Origin of the sequence: Caldimonas mangrovi (assembly GCF_023721835.1) — a bacterium.
Taxonomy (GTDB): domain Bacteria; phylum Pseudomonadota; class Gammaproteobacteria; order Burkholderiales; family Burkholderiaceae_C; genus Caldimonas; species Caldimonas mangrovi.
In genome coordinates this window covers 37,197-63,636 of sequence record NZ_JAMKFE010000018.1, presented here as the reverse complement: position 1 = coordinate 63,636, position 26,440 = coordinate 37,197, and the positions used below count along the sequence as shown (strand labels likewise).

Sequence of the window (26,440 nt, the reverse complement as noted above, 5' to 3'; positions counted from 1 at the left end):
GCAAACGCTGCCACGATCTTCAGCCACGTCAACAGAGGGACAGCGTCATGTGGGAAAGGTCGAAAAGCTACGCGGTCTCACGATGGCGCGGCCAGGTGCACTGGCCACGCGCCTTCTTCTGGGACATGTTGCTGGTCGGCACCTTTGTCAACCTTGCGGTCGGCACGGCCGCGATGATCGGCATCACGCAGGCCGCTCCGCCACCGCTCACCACCGCGGCGTGGGGGGTCCTGCTGCCGTACAACGTTTTCCTGCTGGTGTCGGTGTGGCGCTCGGCGGCCGGCTCAGGCGAGCCATGGACGAGCGCCCTGCGTCTCGCGGCCCTCGGGTGGTGCGCGCTGGCGGTGATCCTGTGAACAGGGCGTGAGCCGAAGCCGCCGGGCGCGCGCTACTCGTCGCGCCCGCCGAACACCCCCAGCAGCATGAGCAGCGACTGGAACACGTTGTAGATGCTCAGGTACACGCCCAGCGTTGCGGTGATGTAGTTGGTCTCGTGTCCGTCCTGCACGCGCTTGAGGTCGTAGAGGATGAAAGCCGAGAAGATGCCGATGGCCAGCACCGAGAGCGTCAGCATGAGCGCGCTCGATTGCAGGAAGAAATTGGCGATGCCGGCCACCAGCAGCAGGAGCGCGCCGATGAACAGGAACTTGCCCATCGAGGACAGGTCGCGCTTGATCACCGTGGACAGCGTCGCCATCCCCAGGAAGATCAGCCCGGTGCCGGCAAACGCGGTCATGATCAGGCTCGCACCGTTGGCCAGGCCGAGCACCGCGCCGACCAGGCGGGACAGCATCACGCCCATGAAGAAGGTGAATGCCAGCAGCACCGGCACCCCGGCCGCCGTGTTCTTCAGCTTTTCGATGGCGAACATGAAGCCGAACGCGCCGACGAGAAATACGACCAGCCCCATCCCGGAGGACATGGACCGCGCGATGCCGGTGCTGACGCCGATCCAGGCGCCCAGCACGGTGGGCACCATCGACAGCGCGAGCAGCCAATAGGTGTTGCGCAGTACGCGGTTGCGCTCTCGGGCGGCCGAAACCGCAAGATCGTGAGAAGGGGTCGAGTAGGTGTTCAGGTTCACGGTGAGTCTCTTGGCGATGCGTCGAAGTGATGGGTCGCGTGCATCGAGCGCAGGCGATCCGAAGGCAGAAGCCGCGGGCGCGGCCGGTCAGCGTTACGCGGCCCGTTCAGGCCGATGCGGACCCGGCGCAGGGCGGGCGGAGCAAGCCGTCGACAAGAGGCGACCGGACGTCCGTCATCCCGGCGTGCCGGGACAGCAACATCGTCAGGGTGGTGCCGGGCGGGTCGGGCATGGCCAGCAGCACCGCATGCTCCACGAGGTCGGCGCAAGCGGCCAGGCCGTCGACGGGCAGGCCTTCGACGGAGCCCGGCACATCGTCGGATGACGGATGGCCGGGCGCTGCCATCTGGGAGTCCTGCTGCACGGCGGAAAGCGATGCGTCGAAAGACTCGTGCGTGCTCAATCCTGACCAGAGCAGGACGCACGAAAGAAGGAGGGCAACAAGCCGCGCGGGCATGGCCGCATTCTACTGCCCGGCGTCACCAGTCCTTCGGGCGACGTTCGGGCCCGGAAAAGACAACGCCAGCACGAGGCTGGCGTTGTGACGTCTGGCGCGCCCGGCTGGGATCGAACCAGCGACCCTTGGCTTCGGAGGCCAATACTCTATCCACTGAGCTACGGGCGCAAAGGTCGCTATGGTACCGCTTTCTCGAAAGCGGTTGCCCGGGCCTTGCCGCCAAGCGTGCGGCGACGCCCTTGCGCGACGTGTCGCGCGCAGGGTGGCGGAGCCCTCCGGCGACCACAGGCCGGCCCCTTATAATCCCGAAGTTTTGCGCCGCGGACGCCCGCCACACTTCCAAACATACGCTCCCGCAGTCAAGGATCGAGCCCCATGAGCGACACACAACACACGCACGATGAACACGACGGCCCCCACGAAGGCCCGATCAAGACGCCCAAGCAGCTGATCGTCACGGTGCTGTTCGCGTTTCTGGTGCCCATCGTCGGCATCATCCTGCTGGTCACCTACGTGGCTTCCGACAAGCGCGCCGGCGCCGGCAGCGACGGCCTGACCGAGGAGGCGGTGCTGCGCCGCATCCAGCCGGTCGGCACCGTCGAGCTGCGCGACCTGTCCAACCCCGCGACGCTGAAGACCGGCGAACAGGTCTTCACCGCGCAATGCGCGGCCTGCCATGCCACCGGTGCAGCGGGTGCGCCGAAGCTGGGCGACGCCGGGGCCTGGGCCCCGCGCCTGCCGCAGGGCTACCAGGCGCTGCTGGCTTCTGCCCTGAAGGGCAAGGGCGCGATGGGCCCGCAAGGCGGCGGCGACTTCACCGACCTCGAGATCGGCCGCGCGGTGGTCTACATGGCCAACCAGTCGGGCGGCAAACTGGCCGAGCCGCAAGCCGCGCCCGCCGCCACGGCCGAGGCGGCGCAGACCCAGCCGGCCGCCGCCGATGCCGGCGCTGCGCAGCAGGCCGCGGCCGCTGTGGCGGCGGCGAACCAGGCGGCCGCGCCGGCCGCGGCTCCGGCCGCCGAAGCCGGTGCGAACGCCGGCAGCGCGCTGTACAACCAGGCCTGCGTGGCCTGCCACGCCGCCGGCGTGGCCGGTGCGCCGAAGTTCGGCGACAAGGCGCAGTGGAGCGCCCGGCTGGGCCAGGGCCTCGACGCATTGACGGCCAGCGTCATCAAGGGCAAGGGTGCGATGCCGCCGAAGGGCGGCTCCGCCGCCTCCGACGCGGAGATCAAGGCCGCTGTCGCCTACATGGTCGACGCCGTCAAGTAAACGCGTCGTGAGGGCCAACGCAAAGGCCGGGGAGACCCCGGCCTTTGCGTTTTCAGCGGGGGCTTTTTTCGGGAAGAGGCGCAGGCCGTCCGTCAGGCCTGGGCGCGCTGCGGACTGAGCACGTAGGCGTGGCGTGCCGGCAGCTCGGCGAAGCGCACGTCACGGACCTGCCACTGTCCTGTCTCGACCGCCTGCGCGGCGGCTTCCATGTCCAGCGTGTGCACGACGCCGAGCCCGAGGTCGGTGTCGAGGAACAGGCGGCCGTGCTCGTCGAGCCACGCCGACTGGAACTGTGCCGGCACGCCGGTGTGCGAGCACACCAGCACCGGCCCGGCCGGATCGGCCTGCAACCGCCACACCCAAGGGGCGACTTCCAGTTCGACATAGACCCGCTGCGGGCCGTTCTGGAAGAACCACGCGCCCTGCTCGTCGGCGGCGTAGTTGCGGTGGATGAAGTCCTTCAGCTTGTCGTGCGTGATGCGGCTGCCCTTCACTTGCGGGAAGGGGCCGGCGGCCTGGATGCGCTCGTCGCGCATGTACCAGTCGCCACGGGCGTCGAGCGCGAGCCAGCCGTGGCAGGCGGGCACGTTGGGCCACTTCTTCAGTGCGGCCTTGACGATGTCGTCCATGCTTGGGTGTCCTCGAGGTGCGGCCGCCGCGCAGGCGGACCCACGATCCTCGCTCAAAGTCGTGCCTGCATCCAGCCCAGCACCTGTTCGGGCAGTGTCAAGACGTGTCCCGGCCAGCCACCACCGGGGAAGCCGACGTGCCCGCCGTGCGGCGGCTGCCACAGCGTGACGAACTCGCCCACCTCGCCGGGCTTCGGCAGGCAGGCGGCCGGCACGAACGGGTCGTTCAGGGCATTGAGCACCAGCGCGGGCACGCGGATGCGCGCGAGGTGCGGCTTGGCCGAGGCCCGCGTCCAGTAGTCGTCGGTGCCGCGAAAGCCGTGCAGCGGCGCGGTGAAGACGTCGTCGAACTCGTACAGCGTGCGTGCCCGCCGCAGCCGCTCGGCATCGAACAGCCCGGGGTGCTGCGCCAGCTTGCGCAGCGCCTTGGGCTTCATCGTGTTGAGGAACATGCGTGCGTAGACCTGCCGGTTGAAGCCGCTGTCGATCGCTGCACCGCCTGCCGCCAGGTCGATCGGCGAACTGATCGAGCACACCGCATGCACGGTCTGCGCGGCGCTGTCGCCGGCCTCTTCGGCCCAGCGCAACAGCGCATTGCCGCCCAGCGAGACGCCGACTGCGAACATCGGCCCGCGGTGCGCGGCGCGCAGCCGCGTGAGCATCCAGCCGACCTCTTCGTAGTCGCCCGAGTGGTAGGCGCGTGGCGCCAGGTTCAGCTCGCCCGAGCAGCCGCGGAAGTGCGGCACCGCATAGTGCCAACGGCGCTGGTGTGCAAAGTGCGCGAAGGCCTCGGCATAGTGGCTGCGCGACGAACCTTCGAGGCCATGGAACAGCACCAGCAGCGGCGCGTCGGCGGCAGGGGGCTCGGCGGGGCAGACCTGGCGGTCGACGTCGACGAAGTCGCCATCGGGCGTGGCCCAGCGCTCGCGCGCGTAGACCGGGCGCGGCCCCAGGAAGCGGCGCGAGAACAAGGCCGGCCAGATGGTCTGCAGGTTGCCGCCGACCAGCCACCGCGGCGAACGGTAGGCGTGCATCGCGGCAGCACTCAGTGCAGCGTGGACGGCGCGTCCGACAGGTCCTGTGCCTCGCGCGAGGTGCCCGGGCTGGCGTGGTGGCACACCATGCGCCAGCCCTGCGGCGTCTTCACGTAGACGTTGGTCGCGACCACGTAGGCCGAGCGCACGCCGTCGGCGGTGGTCAGCTCGATCTTCTCGAGCACGCTGTGCACCGCGGTGGTCAGCGTGTGCACTCGCTTGACCTTGTCGGGCCGGGCGTTGATGGTGCCGTTGGCGAACATGGCCTCGAACGTGGCCCGGATCGCGGCCATGCCGACCAGCCGTGGCCCGCCCGGCTGCACGCAGACGATCTCGTCGTCATCCGACCACAGCGACATCAGCTTCTCGATGTCGCCGCGTTGCAGCGCTTCGTAGAACTGGGCTTCGGTGTCTTCGGGCGAAGCGAGCAGGGCCTGGGGTGTGGACATCGAGTTTCCTACTTGAAGACGACCGTCTTGTGCCCGTTCATCAGCACGCGGTGCTCGACGTGCCAGCGTACGGCACGCGCGAGTACCACGCATTCGACGTCGCGCCCGACGGCGGTGAAGTCCTCGGGGCTGAGCGTGTGGTCGACGCGTTCGACATCCTGCTCGATGATCGGGCCTTCGTCGAGGTCGGCCGTCACGTAATGCGCGGTGGCGCCGATCAGCTTCACACCCCGGTCGTGCGCCTGGTAGTACGGTTTGGCGCCCTTGAAGCTGGGCAGGAAGCTGTGATGGATGTTGATGGCGCGGCCGGCCAGGAACCGGCAGAACTCCGGGCTGAGGATCTGCATGTAGCGCGCCAGCACGACGAGGTCGATCTCGTGCTCGCTCGCCAGCTGCTCGATCTGGCGCTCCTGCGCACGCTTGGCCTCGGCCGAGGCGCCGGTCGGCAGCGGCAGGTGGTGGAAGGCCAGGCCGTAGCCGCGCGCCAGATCGGCGTAGTCCGGGTGGTTCGAGACGATCGCCGGGATGTCCACGTTCAACTGCCCGGACTGCCAGCGGAACAGCAGGTCGTTCAGGCAGTGACCGTGCTTGCTGACCATCAGCAGCAGGCGCGGCTTGCGCGCGAGCGCATGGAAGCTCGAATTCATCGCGAACTGTTGCCGCACGTTGGCGAACAGCTTGTCAAGCGTGGCGGTGTCGGCCAGGTGCTCGGGCGCCTCGAAGTGCACGCGCATGAAAAACAGGCCGGTGCCGTCGGCGCTTTGCACGTCGCCGAACTGCTGCGAATCGATGATGTTGCAGCCGGCCTGGTACAGCAGGCCGGAGACAGCATAGACGATGCCTTTGCTGTCGGGGCACGACAGGGTGAGGACGAATTCGGTCGAGGAGCTCATGGGCCCTTCCGGGGCTTTGCGACCCGGCCGATTGTAAGGAGCCGCCCGGCACCTCGCGTGGCAGGGCCGCGCCCGGCGGGTGCCGGGATGCCGCCCCGGTGCTCGCGCGTCACGCGTCGTCACACTGAGCCCCCGAAAGGGGGGCGGAAGGCCGGCCGGCCGGCCGATAAAGTCGCCCGGCACATCAATGAGGCAGGGAGGCCCGCAATGTCTGCATCGATCCGTTTCCGGTCCCTTTGGCTTGCCGCGAGTCTCGCGCTCACCGCTTGTGGCGGTGGCGGCGGCGGTGGCGGTGGCGGCGACGACGAGCCGCCTCCGCCGGCGCCACCTCAAGGCTGGACGATCTCCGGCCGCGTGGTCTTGCCGGAGACCGCGTCCGTCGACTCCGACACCAACGACGCGGAACAGGCCGGGCGCACCGCCAACAACAGCATGGCCACGGCCCAACCGCTGACGGCGCCCACGCTGGCCGTCGGCACGGTGAACGTCGCGGGCGGCGGGCCGGAAGGCCCCAATCGCAGCGCGGGCGACGAAGACGACATGTACCGGGTTGCCCTGAAGGCCGGGCAGACGCTGGAACTCGAGTTCGCCAGCGACCCGGCAGACAACGACGTCGACCTCTATGTCCACGATCCGGCCACCGGCGACGTGCTCGGGCAGTCGATCGGCACCCACCAGTACGAATGCGTGCGCGTGCTGCAGGACGGCGACTACGTGGTGGACGTGAACGCGTACTCCGGCGCGTCGATCTACAACCTGCGCGTTTCCGCGCCGGCCGACGGGGGCGACTGCGAGCAGATCGCGGGCCGCACGGGCAGCGCCATCATCCCCGGCCAACTGGTTGCGAAGTTGCTGCCCGATGCACAGGCGCGCGCGCAGGCGCTGCAACTGGCGCAGGCGTCGGGCCTCACGGTGCTGCAGGGCGATGCCGCCGCCGGGCGCCCGCTGCTGCTCGGCGCATCCTCCGAAGGCCGCGCCCGTGCCGCTTCGGCGCCCCCGGCTTCGCAGCGGGCGGTGCGCGACACCGTGCACCAGCTGAAGCGGCTGCGCGCCAGCGGGCAGTACGCCTATGTCGAGCCCAACCTGCAGCTGCGGCTGACGGCGGCGTCGGTCGGCAGCTTTCCGCCGGATGACCGTGCCTACCCGTTGCAGCGCTGGCACTACGAAATGATCGGCCTGCCGCCGGCGATGGACCGGCTGGTCGCGCTGTCGCCGCAGCCGGCGCAGCGCCCGCTGGTGGCCGTCATCGACAGCGGCATCGTCAAGGACCATCCGGATCTGGCCGAGCAGATCGTCGACGGCTACAGCTTCGTGGCGGCGGCCGGCGGCACCAACACCGCCGACCCGGACGATCCCGCGACGCCCGACAGCAACGGGGCTTTTCACGGCTCGCACGTTGCCGGCACCATCGGCGCGCTGACCTTCAACGGCATCGGCGGCGCCGGCGTGGCCCCGATGGCGCAACTGCTGCCGCTGCGCACCTTCCGCCCGGACGGCAATGCCGCGTTGTACGACGTGCTGCAGGCCATCTTCTATGCCGCGCGCCTGCCCAACGATGCCGGGCGCCTGCCGCCGCGGCGGGCCGACGTCATCAACATGAGCCTGGGCGCACAGGGCGCCTGCTCGGCGGCGTTCCGTGACGGCATTGCGCAGGCGCGCGCCGAGGGCGTGATCGTCGTCGCGGCGGCCGGCAACGAGGCGCGCAATGACCAGGGCCGGTCGGCGCCGGTCGGCATGCCGGCCAACTGCCCTGGCGTGATCGCCGTCGGAGCACTCGACGCCGGCCGCAGCCCGGCCTTCTATTCCAATGCCGGGCCGACGCTGGCGCTGGCGGCACCCGGAGGCGACGTGCGCCGCTCGACCACCGGCACCGGCGAACCCGACGGCGTCTACAGCACCGTGGCCACCTTCGATGCCAACGGCGCACGCATGCCGAGCTACGGCCAGATGATGGGCACCTCCATGGCCTCGCCCCACGTGGCGGGTGTGATGGCCCTGATGCGTTTCGTGCACCCCGGCCTCAGCCCGGCGGACGTCGACGCCCTGATCGCCGCCGGCCGCTTGAGCGACGACCTCGGCGCGGCAGGCCGGGACGATGCCACCGGCTACGGCGCGGTCAACGCCCGCAAGGCGGTGGACGCCGCGCTCGAGTTGCGCGACGGCACGCCGCCGCCCGCGCCGGCGGGCGAGGTGCAGGCCGCGCCGTCGTCGATCCACTTCGGCGGTACGCGCACCAGCATGGACCTGACGCTGGCGCTGTCGGCGGCCGGCGACGAGACGGTGCAGAGCGTGACCAGCGACAACGCAGCCGTCACAGTGAGCGAGGTCGAGGTGGAGGCTGCCACCGGGCTGGGCGTCTACCGGGTCGGCGTGGACCGCGCCACCTTGTCTGCAGGCACGAGCTACGCCGCCATCACGGTACAGACGTCCGGCCGCAGCTTCACCGTGCCGGTGAGCGTCACGAAGGCCGGCGCGGGCTCGCCGACGGCCGATTTCGGCCGGCTGTACGTGCTGGTGCTCGATGCGGCCAGCGGTGAGGTCATCGACCAGAGCGCGCTGAATGCCGCCTCCGGCCGCTACGAGTGGCAGCTCACGGGCGTCACCGCGACCCGACTGCACCTGGTGGCCGGTACCGACCTCGACAACGACGGCGTGATCTGCCAGCGCGGCGAGGCCTGTGGCGCTTATCCGGTACTGGCCACGCCGTTGCAGGAGATCGAACTTGACGGTTCGCGCAGCGGGCTTGACTTCCCGGTGGCGCCGTTCGGGGGGGCCAATGCACAAGGCGTGGGGGCTGCAGTACCGGGCTGGCGCCGGCCGCGCTAGAAAGAGGGCGGCCAGGCGCCACACCGGCCGCCGCTCCTACAATCGCGCGCCATGGCCGCCCCCGACCCGCAAGCCTGGTCTCACCGCAGCAAGGCGCTCGCCGAGGTGCTGGCCCGGGTCGCGCTGGGCGACCGCAGCGCATTCGCCGAGCTGTACCGCACGACCTCTGCGCATCTGCTCGGGGTGATCCTGCGTATACAACCTCAACGGGCGCAGGCCGAGGAAGTGCTGCAGGAGGTGTACCTGAACGTCTGGCGCGCCGCACAACGCTATGAAGCGGGCCAGAGCCAGCCCTATACCTGGCTGGCCAGCATCGCCCGCAACCGCGCGATCGACAGCCTGCGGCGGGCGCAGGCCCGGCCGCAGAAGGCCGAGACCCCCGTGCCGGACGATGAGCAGGACCCCGACGTGACCGACACCCACCCCGATCCCGGCCCCGGCCCGGCCGACCTGTGGCAGCAGGCAGTGGCGGCGCGCCTGCTGCGGCAATGCCTGGACACGCTGTCGGACGAGCAGCAGCAGAGCCTGGCGCCGGCCTACTACCAGGGGCTGACCCACAGCGAGGTGGCCGAGCAGATGAGCGCGCCGCTGGGCTCGGTGAAGTCGTGGGTGCGGCGCGGCTTGCAGGCGCTGAAGGCTTGTCTGGACCGGTCGGGCGGGGAGGGCGCGCTGTGAACTACACCCGCCCGGAACTGGCCGACCGGCTGGCCGCCGAATACGTGCTGGGCACGTTGCAGGGCCGCGCGCGGCGCCGCTTCGAGACGCTGCTGCTCGCGCACCCCGCCCTGCGGCAGGCGGTCGGGCGCTGGCAGGCGCGCTTGTCTCCCCTTGCAACCGTGGTGGTTCCGGTGGAGCCGTCGCCGGCCGTGTGGCAGCGGCTGCAGCAGCAGCTCGACGGACGCGCCGAGCCGGCCGCGCCGGCAGGGCGCTGGCGTTCGCTGGCCTGGTGGCGCGGCTGGGCGGCGTTCGCCACTGCCGCAGCGGTGTGGTTTGCGGTGCTGCTGACCCAGCCGGGGCCTGCGCTGCCGCCGACCGTCGTCGTACTGGCCGCACCGGACGGCAGCAGCGCCTTCGTTGCCGGCGTGAGTGCCGACGGCGGCAGCCTGCTGGTGCGACCGCTGGCGCCGGTGCCGATCGAGCCAGGGCGCGACCTGGAGCTCTGGGCCGTGCCGGCCGACGGTGCGCCGCGCTCGCTCGGCCTCGTGGCGGCCGACCGGGCCACCGTGGTGCAGCGAGCCCGCGCCCTTGATGGCACGGCGGCCTTTGCGGTCAGCCTGGAGTCCCGAGGCGGCTCGACGACGGGGGCGCCGACCGGTCCCATCCTGTTCAGCGGCAAGCTGCAGCTCTGAACGGACTGCATCCGTTCGGCCCATCGCTGCGTAACTGGCTTGTGGCGACCCGGCGCATGTCGTGCTCGGGCGCCCGCAACTCAGGAGAACCGCGATGAACGACCTGCACCTCCCCTCTTCGCCCCTGCTGCCTGCGCGCCGCCGCCTGTTGGCGGGCAGCGTGCTCTCGGCCGGTGCTGTCATGCTGCTGGCCGGACGCGACGCGCTGGCGAAGGCGGCCGGCACCGACGCGGCCGCCGACACCGGCATCCTCAACATAGCGCTGACGCTGGAACACGAGGCGATCAACGCCTACCAGCTCGGCGCCGGCAGCGGCCTGCTGCAAAAGCCGGTGCTCGACATCGCGGTGCGCTTCCAGGCCGACCACAAGGCCCATCGCGACGCCTTGGTCGCCACGATCCGCAAGCTCGGCGGCACGCCGGTCGCCGAACTCAAGCCGGAAGACTATGCGCGCTCGTTGAAGGCCGAGACGCTGAAGTCCCAGGCCGACGTGCTGGACCTGGCCGCGCGGCTGGAGCTGGGTGCGACCCATGCCTACCTGAGCGTGATCCCGTCGTTCAAGGATGCGCAATTGGCCAAGGTGTCCGGCCGGCTTGCGGCCGACGAGGCCTATCACTGGACGCTGCTGAACAACGCGCTCGGCCGCGCGCTGCCCGCCACGGCGCTGTCGTTCGGTGCCTGAGCGCCGGCACACGCCGAAACACCCTGGCGGCGCGACGGCGCGTGAATGCGCTAGAAACTGGTCTGATGACGACCTCGTTTTTTCTTCATTTGCGCCGCGCCGTCGCTCCGGCCGTGCTGGCGCTCGGCACCGCGTGTGCCGGCCCTTCCGGAAACGCCATGACCGACCGCCCCGTCCAGGTGTTGCAGCAGCGCCAAGCCAGCCAGTGCCCCTGGCGCGGCGAAGGCGCGGCTGTGTTCGACACCGAGGCCGCCTGGCGGCAGGCGCTCGGCGGCCGCGACCCGGCGGCGGTGTTCGAGGCGCCGGTCGACTGGTCGCGCCAGCGTGTCGTCGCCTACACGATGGACACGCAGCCGACGCTGGGCTACGGCATCGAGCTGCAGGCGTCGGCGGTGGCGCAGCGCGGCGAGGTGCTGCGACTGCCGGTGCGCCTGGTGCGCCCGGCGCCCGGCAGCATGCAGGCGATGGCCTTGTCGCGCCCGTGCCTGCTGCTGACGGTGCCGCGCGGCGACTGGCGGGTGCTGGAAGTGCGCGACGTCGACGGCGACGTGCTGGTCGGCAAGGCCGCGGTGGGCGGCTGAAGGGTCCTGCTCAATCCCAGTCGGTCCACTTCGCCGCCGATGCCGCGGACTCCACGGTCTTCTCGATGAAGCGAACGCCGCGCGCGCCGTCATGCACCGTCGGGTAGTCGGCCTCGCCGGGCAAAGGTGCCCGGCCGGCTTGCGCGGCGCGTATCCCTTCTGCCACGCCCAGATAGACGTTCGCGAACGCCTCGAGGAAAGCCTCGGGGTGCCCGGCCGGCAGCCGGGTGGCGCGTCGCGCCGCATCGCACAGCCACGGCGAGCCTCGGGTCAGCACACGACGGGGGCCGTCGATCGGGGCGTGCAGCAGCAGGTTGGGTTCTTCCTGGCGCCAGGCGAGCGAGCCTAGCGTGCCGTGCACGCGCAGGCTCAGGTCGTTCTCGCAGCCGGCCGCCACCTGCGAGGTCATCAGCACACCGCGCGCGCCGTTGCGGTAGCGCAGCAGCAGGTTGCCGTCGTCATCGAGCCGTCGCCCCGGCACGAAGGCCGTCAGGTCGGCGCACAGGGCCTCGATCTCCAGTCCGGTCACCGTGGCGACCAGGTTCTCGGCATGCGAGCCGATGTCGCCGATGGCCCCAGCCAGGCCGCTGCGGGCCGGGTCGGTGCGCCAGTCGGCCTGCTTGTTGCCGCCGCGTTCGACCTGGGTGGCCAGCCAGCCCTGGTGGTACTCGACCACCACTTTGCGCACCTCGCCGATCGCGCCCGAACGAACCATCTCGCGGGCCTGGCGCACCATCGGGTAGCCGGTGTAGTTGTAGGTGACGCCGAACACGGTGCCGGCGGCACCACTGGCGCGCACCAGCGCCTGGGCCTCTACGCTGGTGTGCGTCAGCGGCTTGTCGCACACGACGTGGATGCCGGCCTCGGCAAACGCCAGCGCCACCGGGTAGTGCACGTGGTTGGGCGTGACGATGCAGACGAAGTCGATGCGTTGGTCCGGCGGGCGGCGCAGCTCGTCGTCGAGCAGGTCCTGCCAGCGGCCGTGGTTGCGGTCGTCGGGCAGGTGCAGGTCGCGCCCCGAGGCGCGCGCCTTGTCCGGGTCCGACGACAAGGCGCCCGCGACCAGCTGCATCCGGCCGTCCAGCGCCATCGCCTGCCGGTGCACGCCGCCGATGAAGGCGTCACGGCCACCGCCGACCATCGCGTAGCGTAGGGGTCTCATCATTTCTTCTCGAAGGCGGCGTCGAACGCCTGTGCCGCCGGCTCGAAGTCGAGCCGCTTGCAGAACGCGGCGCTTTCGGTGGCGCCGTGCACGCGGTCCATGCGGCTGTCTTCCCACTCCACGCTCAAGGGCCCGGCGTAGCCGATGTCGTTGAGCGCGACGATGATGGATTCGAAGTCCACCATGCCGCGGCCCACGCTGCGGAAGTCCCAGTAGCGACGCGCGTCGCCGAAGCTGGTGTGGCCGCCGAACACGCCGACCGTGCCGTCACCCTTGCCCCACCAGACGTCCTTCATGTGGGCGTTGTAGATGCGCTCGCTGAAGGTCCGGATGAACTTCACGTAGTCGACCCCCTGGTAGGCCAGGTGGCTGGGGTCGAAGTTGAAGCCGAAGCGGCGGTGGCCGGCCACCGCCTCGATGGCGCGCTGGGCGCTGGCGATGTCGAACGCGATCTCGGTGGGATGCACCTCGAGCGCGAAATTGATGCCGCACTGCTCGAACACGTCGAGGATGGGTGTCCAGCGCCGTGCGAAGTCGGCGAAACCGGCGTCCCAGTAGGCCTGGGTGGTGGGCGGGAAGGCGTAGGTGGCGTGCCAGATCGACGAGCCGGTGAAGCCGGTCACCGTCTTGACGCCGAAGGCCGCAGCGGCACGCGCGGTGTCCTGCATCTCCTGTGCGGCGCGCCGGCGCACGCCTTCGGGGTCGCCGTCGCCCCAGACGTGCGCCGGCACGATGGCCTGGTGGCGTGCATCGACCAGGTCGCACACGGCCTGGCCGACCAGGTGGTTGCCGATCGCGAAGCATTGCAGGCCGTGCGATTCGAGCAGCGCGCGCCGGTCCTTCACGTAGGCCTCGGAAGCCAGCGCCTCCTGCACGTTGAAGTGGTCGCCCCAGCAGGCGAGCTCGAGGCCGTCGTAGCCCATGCGCCGGGCCAGCGGCGCCAGCTCGCGCAGGGGCAGGTCGGCCCACTGGCCGGTGAAGAGGGTGACGGGTCTGGCCATGGCGTGCTCCCGCGGCGTCAGAACGGCGAGTCGGGGAAGTAGAACTGCCGGGCGTTCTCCTTCGTGATCAGCACCGACGGGATGATGGTCGTGGCCGGGAGCTTCTCGCCTTTCAGGCGTGCTTCGGCGGTCAGCTTGATGGCGTCGTACATGAATTTCGGCGAGTAGGAGACGTTGGCCTCGATCAGCTTGTTCTTGCCGTCGATCAGCGTCTTGACCATGCCCTTGGCACCCGCACCGCCGAAGACGATCTGGATGTCGTTGCGCTTGGCCTGCTCGATCGCGCGCAGCACGCCCACGGCCATGTCGTCGTCGGCCGCCCACACCGCGTCGATGTGCTTGAAGCGCGTCAGGTAGTCCTGCATCACCTTGAACGCGTCGTCGCGGTTCCAGTTGCCGTACTTCGCGTCGAGCAGCTTGATGCCGGGATGCTGCTTGATCACCGACTGGAAGGCGTCCATGCGCTCGTTGTCGAGCGTGGTCGGGATGCCGCGCAGCGCGACGATGTTGCCCTTGCCGTTCAGGCGCTTGACCAGGTATTCGGCCGGCAGCTTGCCGAAGGCCGTGTTGTCGCCGGCCACATAGGCGTCCTGCGCGCTGGTGTCGGTGAGGCCACGGTCGACCACGGTCACGTACACGCCCTTGTTCTTCACCTGTGCGACGGGCTGCGTCAGCGCAGCCGACTCGAACGGAAAGATCACCAGCGCGTTGATCTTGTTGACGGTGACCAGATCCTGCAGCTGGTTGGCCTGCTGCGGCGCACCGCCGGCGGTCTTGACGATGATCTCCAGGTTGGGGTGCTGCTTTTCCAGTTCCTTCTTGGCCTGGTTGGCCCACCAGACGATGCCGGCCGTGAAGCTGTGGGTCGCGGCAGGAATCGCCACGCCGAGCGTGAGCTTGTCGTTCTTCTGCGCCGTGGCGGGCGCGGCGGCGAGCGCGGCCATCGAGACGGCTCCCAGAGCCAGCATGCGCTTGATCAGTTTCATGGACTTGTCTCCTGTGGTCTTGCGGGAAATGCCTGCAGCACGTGAGTCGTGTTCAACGCCGCCCGCGCTGCAGGAAAGCGACGAGAACGATGGCAAAGCCTTGCACCGCGGCATTCAGGTACACGCTGATGAGGCTGGTGAGGTTGAGGATGTTGCTGATGACCGACAGCAGCACCGCGCCGACCACGGTGCCGGTCACGCTGCCGGCGCCGCCCTTCAGCGCGGTGCCGCCGACGATCACGGCGGCGATGGCCTCGAGTTCCCACAGCAGCCCGGTGGTCGGCGAGGCCGAGCCGAGCCGCGGCACATACAGCACCGTCGCCACCCCGACGCACACGCCGAGCAGCATGTAGGTCAGCACCTTGACACGGTCGACGTCGACCGCGGCGTAGCGCGCCACCTGCTCGTTGGAGCCGATGGCCTGCACGTAGCGGCCGTAGGCGGTGCGGTTCAGGATCAGGCCGCCGAGCAGCGCGACCGCGATGAAGATCCATATCGGGATGGCAATGCCGAGCACGCTGCCGTAGTAGACCGGGCTGTAGGCGTCCGACAGCTCCATGTCGAGCGTGATCGCGCCGCCGTCCGAGAAGTAGGTGAGGTAGGCGCGGAAGATGCCCAGCGTGCCGAGCGTGACGATGAAGGGCTCGATGCGCCCCTTGGTGATCAGCAGCCCGTGCCCCAGCCCGAACAGCGCGCCCAGCACCACCGCGAAAACCATGCCGAGCGCCACCACGAGCACCGGCGAGCCGAGCTGCGGCGCCAGCCGGTTCATCAGCAGGATCATGCTGCCGGCGATCAGCGCGGCCATCGAGCCGACCGACAGGTCGATGCCGCCCGAGATGATCACGAAGCACATGCCGACTGCGATGATGCCGATGAAGGCGGTGCGCGTGAGCACGTTCATCGCGTTGTCGGCGGTGGCGAAGTTTTCGTTGAGCATCGCGCCGGCGATGCACAGCAGCACCAGCCCGACGAAGGGGCCCAGCGCATGCAGGCGTGCCAGCAGTTGCAGCGCTGCGCGCCAGCGAGGGATGGGTTCAGCGGGTGCCGGTGGCATGGGCGATCAGCTCCTCTTCGGTGAGTTGATGGGCGTCGAGCGTGGCCTGCAGCCGCCCGGCGCGCATCACGGCAACCCGGTGGCACAGGCCGATCAGCTCCATCAGTTCGGACGAGATCACCACCACCGCGCGGCCTTCGCGGGCCAGCCGCTGGATCAGGAAATAGATGTCGCGCTTGGCGCCGACGTCGACGCCGCGCGTGGGCTCGTCGAGCACGATCACACGCGGGTCGGGGTGCAGCACTTTGGCCAGCGCCAGCTTCTGCTGGTTGCCGCCCGACAGCGACGCGGCCCGCACCTCGGTGTTGCCGGTGCGGATGCCGAAGTCCTGCACGGCCTGCTGCAGCGCGCGGCGCTCGGCCGCCGGGTAGAGCAGCGGCGTCGTGTAGCGCTTCAGCGCCATCAGCGTCAGGTTCTGCCGCAGCCCCAGGTCGACGTGCAGGCCGCGCCCTTTGCGGTCTTCGCTCAGGTAGGTCAGCCCATGCTCGGCAGCATCGCGCGGATGGCGCAACCGCACCTCGTGGCCGGACAGTTCGACGCGCCCCGCGCTGCGGGGGCGCAGGCCGACCAGCCCCTCGAACAATTCGGTGCGCCCGGCGCCGACCAGCCCGGCGAAGCCGAGGATCTCGCCGCCGCGCACCTCGAACCCGACCTCCTCGGCCCAGCCCGGCACGCTCAGGCCCTGCACGCGCAGCAACGGCGGCTGCGAGCCGGCCGGCGCCGGCTCGCGCGGCGGGAACATGTCGGACAGCTCGCGCCCGACCATCAGGTTGGCCATCTCGTGGCGCGTCACGCTGGAAGTGGGTGCGCGCGTGACGAAGCGGCCGTCGCGCATCACGACGATCTCGTCGGTGATGCGCTCCACTTCGTCGAGCTTGTGCGAGATGTACAGCAGCGTGACGCCCTGGCGGCGCAGCCGCGCGATCAGCTCGAACAGCCGCGCGGTCTCGCTGGGCGTCAGCGTCGCGGTCGGCTCGTCCATGATCAGCACGCGGGCGCGGCGCGACAAGGCCTTGGCGATCTCGACCAGCTGCTTCTCGGCCACGATGAGCTGGCGCACCGGCGTGTCGGGGTCGGCCGACAGACCCACCTCCTGCATCACCTGCGCCGTTTCGCGGCGCATGGCGCGGTCGTCGAGCAGCAGGCCGCGGCGAAGTTCGTGGCCCAGGAACACGTTCTGCGCGATCGTCAGGTGCTCGGCCAGGTTGAATTCCTGGTGGATCAGCACGATGCCGCGAGCTTCGGCGTCGCGCGGGCCGCCGAAGTGCACCGGCTGGCCGTCGAGCCGCACCTGGCCCGCGGTCGGCGCTTCGTAGCCGGCCAGGATCTTCATCAGCGTCGACTTGCCGGCACCGTTCTCGCCCAGCAGCCCGTAGACGCGCCCGGGCTCCAGCTCGAAGCTGACGCCGTGCAGCACCTGCACCGGGCCGAACGCCTTGACGATGCCGTCGAAGCCGATGCGCAAGCTCATGGCTGCACCTGCCCCCTGCGGCGCAGCGTTTCCTGCAGCGCCAGCACCCCGGCGCCGATCACCCCGGCGCGTTCGCCCAGCGGTGCGTACTCGATGTGCAGGTGCCGCGTCGACAACGCCAGCGAGCGGTGGTAGACGCTCTGCCGGATCGACGCCAGGTACAGCGGCCCGATGCGCGACAGCCCACCGCCGATGAACACGTGCGACGGGTTGAAGAAATTGACCAGCGACGCCAGCATGCGGCCGATCAGCTGCCCGCTGCGCTGGATGATCGCGTTGGCCGCCACATCGCCCGAGCGGCTGGCCTGGCCGACGTCTTCGGGTTGCAGCGCGCCGCGTTCTTGCAGCCACTGCGCCAGCAGCGGGCTCTCGCCCGAGCGGGCCGCCTCGGCCGCCAGGCGCGAGACCGCCGGCGCCGCGGCCATCACCTCCACGCAGCCCAGGTTGCCGCAGTGGCAGCGCGGGCCCTCGTAGTCCACGCAGATGTGGCCCACGTCGCCGGCGGAGCCCTCGGTGCCGCGGTAGACCTCGCCATGGCAGACGATGCCGCAGCCGACGCCGGTGCCGACCTTGATGACCAGGAAGTTGGGCAGTTGCCGCCCCAGGCGCCACAGCTCGGCCAGCGCCATCAGGTTCACGTCGTTGTCGATGAAGGCCGGGGCGCGGTAGTCCTCGCGCAGGTAGTCGCGGATCGAGAAGCCTTCCCAGCCGGGCATCAACGGCGGGTTCACGAGCAGGCCGCTTTCGAATTCCACCGGGCCCGGCACCCCCATGCCGATGCCGATCACCTGGGACGCGCTCGCGTCGCAGCGGCGCAGCAGCTCGCGCAGCAGCGAGCGCACACGCGAGACGATCACACCCGGCCCGGCTCGCACGTCGGCTGCTTCGGCATGGTGGGCCAGCACGGTGAGGTCCGGCGCCATCACCGCGACGTCCAGGCTGGTGGCGCCGAGGTCGATGCCGACCAGCACGCCGACGCTGCGGGCCAGCCGCAGGGTCTCGGGCCGGCGGCCGCCGCTGGAATCGCGCAGGCCGGTTTCTTCGATCAGCCCGCGCTCGACCAGGCCGGCCACAGCGGCGTTGGCCTTGCTCTTGGAAAAATCGGCCCGCGAGGCCAGTTCATGACGCGAGGCGCCGCTGGCCCAGAACACGGTTTCCAGCAAGGTGAGTTCGGCCGGCGCGAGGTCGTTCCAATCGATCACGTTGTCTCCTGTGCCCGGACGGTCTGTGCCGCTTGTGGACGAAGTGGATGCTAGGCAGCCGACTTTGGTGGTTCAAGACTGATCTTCGACCATAAACTGGCCAAAGTGCCGCGCACGGGCCGTCCGTGGAGGTAATTTTCGGCACCCGCACTGTGCGGCCGATGCGACAGCACCCTCAAGCAGGGGGGCGCAGGGGGCTTGACGGGGTAAGGGCGCACTTCGACCATGCGAGCCACATCACGAGAAATTACAGGGGAAACACATGCTCATCAGATCTCTGCTCGTTTCGGCGGCCCTGCTGTTCGCCGGCGCCGCTTCAGCGGCCACGTGCACACCGTCCACCTTCAGCCTCGGGGCGCTGCCGGGCGGCATGCCGAGTGCGGGCCTGTCCAGCAGCTGCACCGGTGGCAGCGGTCCTAACGGGGATCCGAGCCGCAGCTTCACCGAGTACTACAGCTTCACGCTCACCGACCCGGCGAGTTCGATGGTCGGGCAGTTCGACCTGCACCTGCAGCGAGACTTCACTCCCGGCAGCCCGACCTTCGGCCAGTTCCTGTCCGGCATCAGCGTGCAGGCGATCTCGCTGATCTTCGACGGCGTCGAAACCTTCGTCGGCACCGGCTTCGGCATCGGTGGGGCCGAGCGCGCCAGCTTCTTCGCCACCGACCTGCTGGCCGGCGACTACACGCTGGCGATCTACGGCGCCATCTTCGGCGCTTCCGGCAGCGGCTACTACGACGGCAATGTCGGCGTGGAATACGTGTCGCACGCCCCCGAACCCGGCACCTACGCGATGATGGCGCTCGGCCTGCTCGGCGTCGGCTACGCAGTGCGCCGCCGCTCGCAGCGCTGACGGCCCCGCGTCCCGACCGAAAGCCGCCTGCGGGCGGCTTTTTTCTGGTTCTTCGCCGAACGCCCGTGCCCGCTCCGGGCTGCACCCGAGCGCTCCCAGCCGAACGCGCCCCACCGTGGGCGAAGCGCCTTTTTTCTTGCCGGTCAGGCGGCCGTGGTGGCCGGCGCCGCGTTGCGCAGCTTGCTGCGCACCAGATCGATATGCTGTCGCAACGCATACAGCTCGTCGGCATACGACAGCGGCAAGGTGATGTGAGCGGCGCGGGCCTCGACGTCGTTGAGCTGCTGCAGCAATTCCTCGCGGTCGACGTCGCCGCGTTCCAGCGCGTCTTCCACCTCGCGCAACCGGGCATACCAGCGGAACACCCGCGAGCGCACTCGGAATTCGTACAGCGGCGGCACCAGGCGCGACAGCGGAATCAGCACCGCGACGATGGACAGCAGCGCCACCCACATCCGGTCGACCAGGTTGGAGACCCAGAACGGCAGGTAGCGCTGCAGCCAGGGCGCGCCATTCTTCAGATAGCGGGCCGCTTCACCCGACAAAGGCAGGTCGGTCGCGGTGGCGTTCGGGAACTCGCCGCTGTGGGCAAACCAGCCCGGCTCGCCGTGGATGCGGCCGGCGGCCTGCATCAACAACTGCACCAGGGCCGGGTGCAGCCCCTCGCGGGCGACCAGGGTGGCGGTCGGTGCGATCAACTGCACGTCTTCGCCCGGCAGGTCGCGGCTCAGGTCGACGACGCCGCGCGGCAGTGTCACCGCCGACAGGTACGGCAGCTTGCGCGCATAGGCCTGCGCCTGCGAGAAGCTGAACAGCCGGATGCCGGGCGTCTGCAGCAGCATCTGGATCAGCGGCGAGTGGGGCGCCGAGACGAACAGCATGGCATCGGAGCGCGCCTCCAGCAGCTCGACCACGGCCGGCGTGTTGGCCAGGTGGCTGAGCTGCAGCTCCTGGGGCGGCAGCGCGTTCAGCTCGAGCAGTTCCTCGGCCAGCACCTTGACCCCGCTGCCCGGCGCGCCGGCATTCATGCGCCAGCCCTTCAGCTCGGTGATCGACTCCAGGCGCGGCTTCTTCAGCAGCCGCTTGGCGCTGTCTTCGCGGTAGAACAGCCACACCGGTTCGTAGAACAGGCTGCCGAGGGAGGCCAGATCCAGGTCGTGCGGGTCGTGTTCTCCAGGCGGCGGGCGGTAGGTGCCGCCCTGCACGAAGGCGACGTCGACACCCGAGCCGGCGCTCTGCAGCGACGCGAGGTTCTCGGCCGAGCCGGCCGACGCGCGCAACTCGACCTCGATGCCGAACGGCGCCAGCGCGTCGCGGTAGCGCCGGCCCAGCACCTCGTAGGCGCTCTGCTCGGCGCCGGTGGCCATCACCAGCCGCTTGGGCGGCGTCGGGTCGAGCAGCCAGAAGGCGCCGACGATCAGCAGCAGCGCGATCACGATCACCGGCGTGGTGGCCGGGATCAGGTCGCGCAGCGACAGCACCAGCAGCCTGAGGCGGGAGAAGCTCATGCGAACCCGCCCCAGCGCCGTGCGTTCAATGGCCGTGCACCTTTTCGCCCGCCTTCAGCCGGTAGACGGTGCCGCAATACGGGCAGCGCGCCTCGCCCTCGGCCGTCACCTGCAGGAACACCCGCGGGTGGTTGCTCCACAGCGGCATCTTCGGGTTGGGGCAGAACACCGCGCCGTGGCCTTGCAGGTCTTTGGCAGTGACCTCGACCACCGACTTGACGAAACTCTTCGGGGGGGTGCTCATGGCGGGTGCCTCGTTCAAACCTTGCTGAGCCACTCGGCGTACTTGCCGTTGCGGCCGTTGACGATGTCGAAGAACGCGCTCTGGATCTTCTCGGTCACCGGCCCGCGCTGGCCGGCGCCGATCTCGATGCGGTCGAGCTCGCGGATCGGCGTCACTTCGGCGGCGGTGCCGGTGAAGAAGGCCTCGTCGGCGATGTAGACCTCGTCACGCGTGATGCGCTTCTCGACGATCTTCAGTCCCAGGTCGGCGCAGATCGCGAAGATCGTGTTGCGCGTGATGCCGTTCAGGGCGCCGGCGGACAGGTCCGGCGTGTAGACCACGCCGTTCTTGATGATGAACAGGTTCTCGCCGGCGCCCTCGGAGACGAAGCCGGACGCGTCCAGCAGCATGGCTTCGTCGTAGCCGTCGTCGGTGGCTTCCATGTTGGCCAGGATGGAGTTGGTGTAGTTCGACACCGTCTTGGCCTGCGTCATCGTGATGTTGACGTGGTGGCGGGTATAGCTGGAAGTCTTCACGCGGATGCCGCGCTTCAGGCCTTCCTCGCCGAGATAGGCGCCCCAGGACCAGGCGGCGATCATCAGGTGGATGGTGTTGCCCTTCGGGCTGACCCCCAGCTTTTCCGAGCCGATCCAGGTCAGCGGGCGGATGTAGCAGCTTTCGAGCTTGTTGACGCGCACGACTTCCTTCTGGGCGTCCATCACCTGTTCCACGGTGTACGGAAGCTTCATGCGCAGGATCTTGGCGCTGTTGAACAGCCGCTCGGTGTGCTCGCGCAGACGGAAGATCGCGGTGCCCTGGGCCGTGTTGTAGGCGCGCACGCCCTCGAAGGCGCCACAGCCGTAATGCAGCGTGTGGGTCAGCACGTGGATCTTGGCGTCGCGCCAGTCCACCAGCTCGCCGTCGATCCAGATCTTTCCGTCGCGGTCAGCCATCGACATGATGGGCTCCTCAGTCATTGGGGGTCGAGAAGCCGGGGATTTTACGGTTTCGCCCCGGGGCACCGGCTCCGGTCCGGCGCCGGCCGCGCCGCAGATTTCACAGGGCCTCGGCCGCGAGGCATTGAAACATTAGGTTACGTCGGCTACGCTGCAGGCGTTGCCGCGAACGGGGCCCGCGCGGGCCGGCGGCACGCAGGAGTCCGGACGGTGGAGTTTCGCAGGGGATGGGAGGCATGGGTGCTTGTGGGGGCCGTGGCGCTGGCAGCCGTTCCGACAGGGGCGGGCGCCCAGAGCTTTTCCGACGGTCTGCACGACCGGCCGCCACCGAGCGTGGAGACCTGCGTGGCGGTGACGGCCTGCGCGGCGGCGCCCGCCGTGTGGGAGGGCACCGGCACCGACCCGACCCCGGTTGCGCCGGGCTCGTTCGCGGCCGCCCCGACCGGGCCGGCCGGCGTTTCGCCGGTGCCCGAGCCGCACCGCTTCGGGATGATGCTCGCCGGCCTCGCCCTGGTGGCGTTGATCGCGCTGCGTCGCCGCGCCACGCGTCCGGTGCTGCCGTCGCTCAAGTTCCCGCTGTAGCGGCGGGAGGCGGCTCAGGCAGGTCGATGAAAAAGCCCTCCCGGAACCCTTCCTGCTCGCCCTTGCTTTCGTAGCCCAGCGGGTTGGCGACGACACGACAGCGCCACCGCTGTCCGTCGCCCCGTTCGCCCTCCACCACGTAATCATTCAGGCAGTGCAGGTGGCCGTGCAGCCACAGATCGGCGTGCGGCAGCAGATGGTCGAGCGCGTTGCAGAAGCCGGCTGTCGATGGCGTCACGCCGTAGCGCGGATCGGCGCTGCGCAGGCTGGGCGCAAAGTGCGTGACGGCCACCGTGGTGCCGTCGAACGGCGTTTGCAGCGCCTGTTCCAGCCAGGCCTGGCATTCCAGCCCCAGTTCCCGCAGGGCCGCCGCCAGCATCGGCTGGCCCTCACGCAGCGTGGTGTTGCGGCTCAGGTAGTAGTCGGCGGAGCGCAAGGCCTTGCCGCGCTGCTTCAGCGTCGCTGCCGTGTCGCCCGATGCCAGCGCGTCGAAATCGCTCCACAGGGTGGTGCCGACGAAGCGGATGCGGCCCAGCATGAGCACTTCGCGCTCGAGCCAGACGATGTCCAGTTCGTCGCACAGCGAGCGCAAACGCGCGTGCGTCTCGTCGAAGTCCAGCGCGTCGTATTCGTGGTTGCCGGGCACGTACAGCACGCGCGGCCAGGGGGCGCCGCGCCGCGGCGAGAACCGGGCCAGCCCGAAATCCCGCTCGGCCAGCCGCGAGCCGCGCTGGTAGGAGCCGATGTCGCCGGCCAGCACCAGCAGGTCGGCACCGGGGACGGCCTCGGCGGCGAAACCGGGCTGGCTTTCCAGATGCAGGTCGGACAGCAGTTGGATGCGCATGGCGGGCTGCGAAGTCGATCAGCGAGCAGGATACCGGCCGGGACGGACCCCCCGGGCGCCGAGCGCCGAGCGCCGGGTCCGGGTGCGCCGCATCTCGCCGGCTTGCCGTGCAGTGCGGCGTTCTTGCCTGATCCTGCAAAGCCGGCCCGTGGGTCACCCCGTCTGTGCCGGCAGGCTCTATGCTGCGCACATGCCGACCTCCGCCGCTCCGGCCATCGAAAGAGCCGACGATGACGCCCTGCAGCGTGTGCTGCGCCGGGCAGAGCTGGCCGCTCGCATCGAGCGCCAGGTGTTGCAGGACGGCGTGCACGCGACGGCCATCCCGGGCATGCACCTGATGCGATCGTCGCAGGACGTCAAGCCGGTCCACGGCGTGTGCCAGCCTGCGCTGTGCCTGATCGCTCAGGGGCGCAAGCGTGTGCTGCTGGCCGACGAGATCACCGAGTACGATGCCTTGCACTATCTGTGCGTGGCGCACGACCTGCCCGTCTCGGGCGAAGTGATCGGGGCCTTGCCCGAGCAACCCTACCTCAGCTTCCGGCTGGACATCGACACGCGCGAACTGGCGGCGCTGATGCTCGACATCGGCCGGCCTGCCGAGCCCCGCAACGGTTGCCCGCGGGGGCTGTTCACCGGCATGACGAGTTCCGCCATGCTCGATGCCGTGCTGCGTCTCGTCCGGCTGCTCGAAACCCCGGCCGACATCCCTGCGCTGGCGCCGCTGGTGATACGAGAGATCCTCTATCGGTTGCTCACGTCCGAGCACGGCTGGCGCCTCGCGCAGGTGGCGACGCCGGACAGTCGCGGCCAGCGGATCTCGCGCGCCATCGCATGGCTGCAGCAGCACTACCGGGAACCGCTGCGTGTCGAGGACATGGCCCGCAGCGTGCACATGAGCGTGTCGTCCTTGCACCATCAGTTCAAGGCCGTCACGGCAATGAGCCCGTTGCAATACCAGAAGCAGTTGCGCCTGCAGGAGGCACGCCGGCTGATGCTGGCCGAGGGCGTCGACGCAGCGACGGCGGGGCATCGCGTGGGCTACGAAAGCCCGTCGCAGTTCAGTCGCGAATATGCACGCCTGTTCGGGCTGCCGCCGGCTCGCGATATCCGCGGCCTGCGCCAGCCGAACCCTCACGCTCGCGCCTGAGCGCGAAGCTTGCAGGATCGCGCATGAAGCGCGCAGGAATGCGCTACCGCTGCGCACGCGTCGCGCGCGACACTGCTTTCCATGGACCGACTCAAAGCGCTCGAAATCTTCAAGACCGTTGCCGACCATCGCAGCTTCGCCAAGGCGGCCGAAGCCCTGAACCTTTCCAACCCTGCCGTGTCGCGCTCGGTGCGTGACCTGGAAACGATGCTCGGTGTGAGGCTGATGCAGCGCACGACACGCCGCGTCGCGCTCACCGTCGAGGGCCAGGACGTGCTCGATCGCGCGCGCCTCCTGCTCGACGCCTATGCCGAACTCGCGGCCACCAGCAGCATGAGCGCCTCGGACATGTCAGGCGAGATCCGGCTCACCGCGCCGAGCTACTTCGGCGTGCTGCCGCTGGCGCCGGTGCTCTCGGACTTCATGGCCACGCACCCCAGGGTCCGGGTCGAGCTGCTGTTGACCGACGAGCCACTCGACCTGGTGGCCCAGTCGGTCGATCTGGCGGTGCGTGTGGCCGACGAGATGCCCGGAGGGTTGATTGCCCGCCGGGTCGGCGAGATACGGCTCGGCGTGTATGCGGCGCCGACCTACCTGCGCAGCCGCGGCACCCCCAAGCACCCGTCGGAGCTTCTGCAGCACGCCTGCCTGGCGCATGGCGTTCGCGGACGCGGGCGGGCGTGGTGTTTCCGCCATCCAGTGACACAGCAGACGATCGAGATGAACGTGCCCGCGGCATTGCATGCGAGCGACACCCATGCCTTGCTCGCCGCCGCACGGCATGGCGCGGGGCTGGCGTTGCTGCCGGCGGCCCTGGCCGAGCACGCACTGAGGCAGGGCGAGTTGCAGCACGTGCTCAGCTCATGGGGACCCACGCCGACGGGCGTGCATCTCGCGTATTGCTCCCGGCGCAGCCAGCCGCTGCGCGTGCGCCAGCTCATCGAGCGTTTCGTCGGCGCCTTCGCGGCGTTGCCGGTGCTCCAGGGCCCGGTGCCTGCGCTGGCGTGACGATGGTGCCCGCCGGCGCGGCAGCTGCCGTATGCTCGCGTCTCCACGACAGCCGAGGAGAGGTCGATGGCAGTGAGGGTGGTTCGGCTCGGCACAGCGCGGGCGCCGGATGAAGGACTGAGGCTCGGCACGGTACGTCGCCCGCCGCGGGGCGTGCCGAAGACCGAGTTCGCCTCGCAGAACTGGTACGACGTCTGGTATCCCAACCTGGCGCCCAGCGTCGAGACCATGAAGGCGGCGCAGCAGGCGACCACGCCGAAGGCGTGGCAGGCCTTCGAGAAGCGCTTCCGCGCCGAGATGGCCGAGCCCGACCACAGTCGCACGCTCGACCTGCTGGCGGCACTGTCGCATCACGCGAACTTCTCGGTCGGCTGCTATTGCGAAGACGAATCGCACTGCCACCGCTCGATTCTGCGGGCGCTGCTGGCGGACCGGGGAGCCAGGTTCGCCTGAGAAAGCGGCACAGCCCTGAGGGGGACATGATGGACGACGTGCTGGAAATGTTGCTCCGGCCGATCGCGAAGCTGCTGCTCGCGCTGTTGCGAGGGCTGCTGTGGCTCGGCTGGGAGCTGATGTTCGAGACCATTGGCTGGACCGTCGGCTGGCTGCTGTGCCGCCTGCTCAGTGCGGGCCGCTGGCCGCGGCAGCGCTGGTCGCAGCAGGACGAGGCCCCCGGCGGCGTGGCCCTGGTTGTCGAGCTGATCGGCCTGGGGGCACTGGCGCTCGCCGTGGCAGCCTTGTCAGGGGGGTGGGCGGTGTAGCGACTACGCCGTTTCCGCCTGCGGCCGCCACAGCGTCCACTCCACCAGCTTGCCGCCGCGCATCTCGACCGTCACCCGCGAGCCGCCCGTGTCGGTCCAGCGGTACTGCTCGGGCGCGTCGCTGACCTTCTGGCCCAGGCTGCGGGTCAGCATGACGATCTCCATCATCGCCATGCCGGGCTTGAGCTTGGCGTTCAGCATCACGGCACTGTCGATGTGGCCGATCGGTGCGCTGCCGGCGTTGCGCATCACGCGCACCGCCTTGTTGAACTGCAGCAGCAGCCAGAACACGACCAGCGTGATCGAGAACACCAGGCCCTGCCAGCCGTAGCCGAACCACCCCACTCCCAGCGCTGCGATGGCCAGCGCCCAGCCCGTCCATGGATTCATGCCGTGATGGTAGGGCCGGTCGGGACCGGACGGGAT

General features: G+C 69.6%; 30 protein-coding genes and 1 tRNA gene. 13 read left to right on the top strand and 18 right to left on the bottom strand.

Features of this window, described 5'->3' with window-relative positions:
- Nucleotides 1–47 precede the first annotated feature (47 nt).
- The gene (locus tag M8A51_RS22765; RefSeq protein ID WP_251780838.1) at nucleotides 48–356 is read left to right on the top strand and encodes a hypothetical protein; all 309 of its coding nucleotides are present in this window, start codon (nucleotides 48–50) and stop codon (nucleotides 354–356) included.
- 32 nt (nucleotides 357–388) lie between these two features.
- Here M8A51_RS22765 and M8A51_RS22760 read toward each other — a convergent pair whose 3' ends face one another.
- The 3 genes from M8A51_RS22760 to M8A51_RS22750 all read right to left on the bottom strand — a co-directional run bounded on the left by M8A51_RS22760 (nucleotide 389) and on the right by M8A51_RS22750 (nucleotide 1,709).
- Nucleotides 389–1,084, bottom strand: a complete 696-nt coding sequence (locus M8A51_RS22760; protein WP_251780837.1) for a Bax inhibitor-1/YccA family protein — start codon at nucleotides 1,082–1,084, stop codon at nucleotides 389–391.
- Nucleotides 1,085–1,190: 106 nt separating this feature from the next.
- The gene (locus M8A51_RS22755; RefSeq protein WP_251780836.1) at nucleotides 1,191–1,541 is read right to left on the bottom strand and encodes a hypothetical protein; all 351 of its coding nucleotides are present in this window, start codon (nucleotides 1,539–1,541) and stop codon (nucleotides 1,191–1,193) included.
- A gap of 92 nt (nucleotides 1,542–1,633) precedes the next feature.
- A tRNA-Arg gene (locus M8A51_RS22750) sits at nucleotides 1,634–1,709 on the bottom strand.
- 207 nt (nucleotides 1,710–1,916) lie between these two features.
- Here M8A51_RS22750 and M8A51_RS22745 point away from each other — a divergent pair.
- Nucleotides 1,917–2,810 carry a c-type cytochrome gene (locus tag M8A51_RS22745; RefSeq protein WP_251780835.1) on the top strand — a complete coding sequence of 298 codons (894 nt, stop codon included), beginning with the start codon at nucleotides 1,917–1,919 and terminating at the stop codon, nucleotides 2,808–2,810.
- 92 nt (nucleotides 2,811–2,902) lie between these two features.
- On the opposite strand, the gene M8A51_RS22740 is transcribed toward M8A51_RS22745, so the two are convergent.
- The 4 genes from M8A51_RS22740 to purU are packed head-to-tail and all read right to left on the bottom strand — an operon-like array spanning nucleotide 2,903 to nucleotide 5,815.
- Nucleotides 2,903–3,439, bottom strand: coding sequence for a DUF2946 family protein (locus M8A51_RS22740; RefSeq protein WP_251780834.1), 537 nt, complete (start codon nucleotides 3,437–3,439; stop codon nucleotides 2,903–2,905).
- A 53-nt stretch (nucleotides 3,440–3,492) separates the two neighbouring features.
- A complete protein-coding gene (locus M8A51_RS22735) occupies nucleotides 3,493–4,473 on the bottom strand; it encodes a YheT family hydrolase (RefSeq protein ID WP_251780833.1) in 981 nt (326 codons plus the stop codon).
- An 11-nt stretch (nucleotides 4,474–4,484) separates the two neighbouring features.
- Nucleotides 4,485–4,922, bottom strand: a complete 438-nt coding sequence (locus M8A51_RS22730) for a YybH family protein (protein ID WP_251780832.1) — start codon at nucleotides 4,920–4,922, stop codon at nucleotides 4,485–4,487.
- A gap of 8 nt (nucleotides 4,923–4,930) precedes the next feature.
- A complete protein-coding gene (gene purU, locus M8A51_RS22725) occupies nucleotides 4,931–5,815 on the bottom strand; it encodes a formyltetrahydrofolate deformylase (protein WP_251780831.1) in 885 nt (294 codons plus the stop codon).
- Nucleotides 5,816–6,022: 207 nt separating this feature from the next.
- On the opposite strand from purU, the gene M8A51_RS22720 reads away from it, so the two are divergent.
- From M8A51_RS22720 to M8A51_RS22700, 5 genes are all read left to right on the top strand, one after another.
- Complete coding sequence (locus M8A51_RS22720) at nucleotides 6,023–8,641, top strand: S8 family serine peptidase (protein ID WP_251780830.1); 2,619 nt, start codon at nucleotides 6,023–6,025, stop codon at nucleotides 8,639–8,641.
- A gap of 51 nt (nucleotides 8,642–8,692) precedes the next feature.
- Nucleotides 8,693–9,316 (top strand): sigma-70 family RNA polymerase sigma factor, encoded by a 624-nt coding sequence (locus M8A51_RS22715; RefSeq protein WP_251780829.1) that lies wholly within the window; start codon nucleotides 8,693–8,695, stop codon nucleotides 9,314–9,316.
- The gene (locus M8A51_RS22710; RefSeq protein ID WP_251780828.1) at nucleotides 9,313–9,990 is read left to right on the top strand and encodes an anti-sigma factor; all 678 of its coding nucleotides are present in this window, start codon (nucleotides 9,313–9,315) and stop codon (nucleotides 9,988–9,990) included. Before M8A51_RS22715 ends, M8A51_RS22710 begins: the two co-directional genes overlap by 4 nt.
- A 94-nt stretch (nucleotides 9,991–10,084) precedes the next feature.
- Nucleotides 10,085–10,672, top strand: coding sequence for a ferritin-like domain-containing protein (locus tag M8A51_RS22705; RefSeq protein ID WP_251780827.1), 588 nt, complete (start codon nucleotides 10,085–10,087; stop codon nucleotides 10,670–10,672).
- A 158-nt stretch (nucleotides 10,673–10,830) separates the two neighbouring features.
- The gene (locus M8A51_RS22700; RefSeq protein WP_251780826.1) at nucleotides 10,831–11,253 is read left to right on the top strand and encodes a protease complex subunit PrcB family protein; all 423 of its coding nucleotides are present in this window, start codon (nucleotides 10,831–10,833) and stop codon (nucleotides 11,251–11,253) included.
- Nucleotides 11,254–11,263: 10 nt separating this feature from the next.
- Here the strand turns inward: M8A51_RS22700 and M8A51_RS22695 are convergent, their stop codons facing one another.
- The 6 genes from M8A51_RS22695 to M8A51_RS22670 are packed head-to-tail and all read right to left on the bottom strand — an operon-like array spanning nucleotide 11,264 to nucleotide 18,132.
- On the bottom strand, nucleotides 11,264–12,418 hold the full coding sequence (locus M8A51_RS22695; protein WP_251780825.1) for a Gfo/Idh/MocA family protein: 1,155 nt from the start codon (nucleotides 12,416–12,418) through the stop codon (nucleotides 11,264–11,266).
- Nucleotides 12,415–13,416, bottom strand: a complete 1,002-nt coding sequence (locus M8A51_RS22690; RefSeq protein ID WP_251780824.1) for a sugar phosphate isomerase/epimerase family protein — start codon at nucleotides 13,414–13,416, stop codon at nucleotides 12,415–12,417. Before M8A51_RS22690 ends, M8A51_RS22695 begins: the two co-directional genes overlap by 4 nt.
- Before the next feature lie 17 nt (nucleotides 13,417–13,433).
- A complete protein-coding gene (locus tag M8A51_RS22685; RefSeq protein ID WP_251780823.1) occupies nucleotides 13,434–14,402 on the bottom strand; it encodes a substrate-binding domain-containing protein in 969 nt (322 codons plus the stop codon).
- A gap of 52 nt (nucleotides 14,403–14,454) precedes the next feature.
- A complete protein-coding gene (locus M8A51_RS22680) occupies nucleotides 14,455–15,459 on the bottom strand; it encodes an ABC transporter permease (protein WP_251780822.1) in 1,005 nt (334 codons plus the stop codon).
- Entirely contained in the window at nucleotides 15,440–16,930 is a 1,491-nt protein-coding gene (locus tag M8A51_RS22675; protein WP_251780821.1) for a sugar ABC transporter ATP-binding protein, read from the bottom strand. Before M8A51_RS22675 ends, M8A51_RS22680 begins: the two co-directional genes overlap by 20 nt.
- Complete coding sequence (locus M8A51_RS22670; RefSeq protein WP_251780820.1) at nucleotides 16,927–18,132, bottom strand: ROK family transcriptional regulator; 1,206 nt, start codon at nucleotides 18,130–18,132, stop codon at nucleotides 16,927–16,929. The genes M8A51_RS22675 and M8A51_RS22670 overlap by 4 nt, the downstream gene beginning before the upstream one ends.
- A gap of 262 nt (nucleotides 18,133–18,394) precedes the next feature.
- On the opposite strand from M8A51_RS22670, the gene M8A51_RS22665 reads away from it, so the two are divergent.
- The gene (locus M8A51_RS22665; protein ID WP_251780819.1) at nucleotides 18,395–18,985 is read left to right on the top strand and encodes an FxDxF family PEP-CTERM protein; all 591 of its coding nucleotides are present in this window, start codon (nucleotides 18,395–18,397) and stop codon (nucleotides 18,983–18,985) included.
- Nucleotides 18,986–19,128: 143 nt separating this feature from the next.
- On the opposite strand, the gene M8A51_RS22660 is transcribed toward M8A51_RS22665, so the two are convergent.
- From M8A51_RS22660 to M8A51_RS22650, 3 genes are read right to left on the bottom strand one after another with little or no spacing between them, the layout of a single operon-like run.
- Nucleotides 19,129–20,493: a TAXI family TRAP transporter solute-binding subunit gene (locus tag M8A51_RS22660; protein ID WP_251780818.1), complete on the bottom strand. Its 1,365-nt coding sequence runs from the start codon at nucleotides 20,491–20,493 to the stop codon at nucleotides 19,129–19,131.
- 25 nt (nucleotides 20,494–20,518) lie between these two features.
- Nucleotides 20,519–20,737, bottom strand: coding sequence for a zinc-finger domain-containing protein (locus tag M8A51_RS22655; RefSeq protein WP_251780817.1), 219 nt, complete (start codon nucleotides 20,735–20,737; stop codon nucleotides 20,519–20,521).
- Between the two features lie 14 nt (nucleotides 20,738–20,751).
- Nucleotides 20,752–21,675 (bottom strand): branched-chain amino acid transaminase, encoded by a 924-nt coding sequence (locus M8A51_RS22650; protein ID WP_251780816.1) that lies wholly within the window; start codon nucleotides 21,673–21,675, stop codon nucleotides 20,752–20,754.
- A gap of 207 nt (nucleotides 21,676–21,882) precedes the next feature.
- Between M8A51_RS22650 and M8A51_RS22645 the strand changes: the two genes are divergently transcribed.
- On the top strand, nucleotides 21,883–22,254 hold the full coding sequence (locus M8A51_RS22645) for a PEP-CTERM sorting domain-containing protein (RefSeq protein WP_251780815.1): 372 nt from the start codon (nucleotides 21,883–21,885) through the stop codon (nucleotides 22,252–22,254).
- On the opposite strand, the gene M8A51_RS22640 is transcribed toward M8A51_RS22645, so the two are convergent.
- Complete coding sequence (locus M8A51_RS22640) at nucleotides 22,238–23,098, bottom strand: metallophosphoesterase (protein ID WP_251780814.1); 861 nt, start codon at nucleotides 23,096–23,098, stop codon at nucleotides 22,238–22,240. The two genes, M8A51_RS22645 and M8A51_RS22640, sit on opposite strands and share 17 nt — an antisense overlap.
- 190 nt (nucleotides 23,099–23,288) lie before the next feature.
- Here M8A51_RS22640 and M8A51_RS22635 point away from each other — a divergent pair, with 190 nt between their 5' ends.
- From M8A51_RS22635 to M8A51_RS22620, 4 genes are all read left to right on the top strand, one after another.
- Entirely contained in the window at nucleotides 23,289–24,245 is a 957-nt protein-coding gene (locus M8A51_RS22635) for an AraC family transcriptional regulator (protein ID WP_251780813.1), read from the top strand.
- An 81-nt stretch (nucleotides 24,246–24,326) separates the two neighbouring features.
- Nucleotides 24,327–25,253: a LysR family transcriptional regulator gene (locus M8A51_RS22630; RefSeq protein WP_251780812.1), complete on the top strand. Its 927-nt coding sequence runs from the start codon at nucleotides 24,327–24,329 to the stop codon at nucleotides 25,251–25,253.
- A gap of 66 nt (nucleotides 25,254–25,319) precedes the next feature.
- The gene (locus M8A51_RS22625) at nucleotides 25,320–25,706 is read left to right on the top strand and encodes a DUF488 domain-containing protein (protein WP_251780811.1); all 387 of its coding nucleotides are present in this window, start codon (nucleotides 25,320–25,322) and stop codon (nucleotides 25,704–25,706) included.
- 26 nt (nucleotides 25,707–25,732) lie between these two features.
- On the top strand, nucleotides 25,733–26,014 hold the full coding sequence (locus M8A51_RS22620) for a hypothetical protein (protein WP_251780810.1): 282 nt from the start codon (nucleotides 25,733–25,735) through the stop codon (nucleotides 26,012–26,014).
- Nucleotides 26,015–26,017: 3 nt separating this feature from the next.
- On the opposite strand, the gene M8A51_RS22615 is transcribed toward M8A51_RS22620, so the two are convergent.
- Nucleotides 26,018–26,404 carry a hypothetical protein gene (locus M8A51_RS22615; protein WP_251780809.1) on the bottom strand — a complete coding sequence of 129 codons (387 nt, stop codon included), beginning with the start codon at nucleotides 26,402–26,404 and terminating at the stop codon, nucleotides 26,018–26,020.
- Nucleotides 26,405–26,440 lie beyond the last annotated feature (36 nt).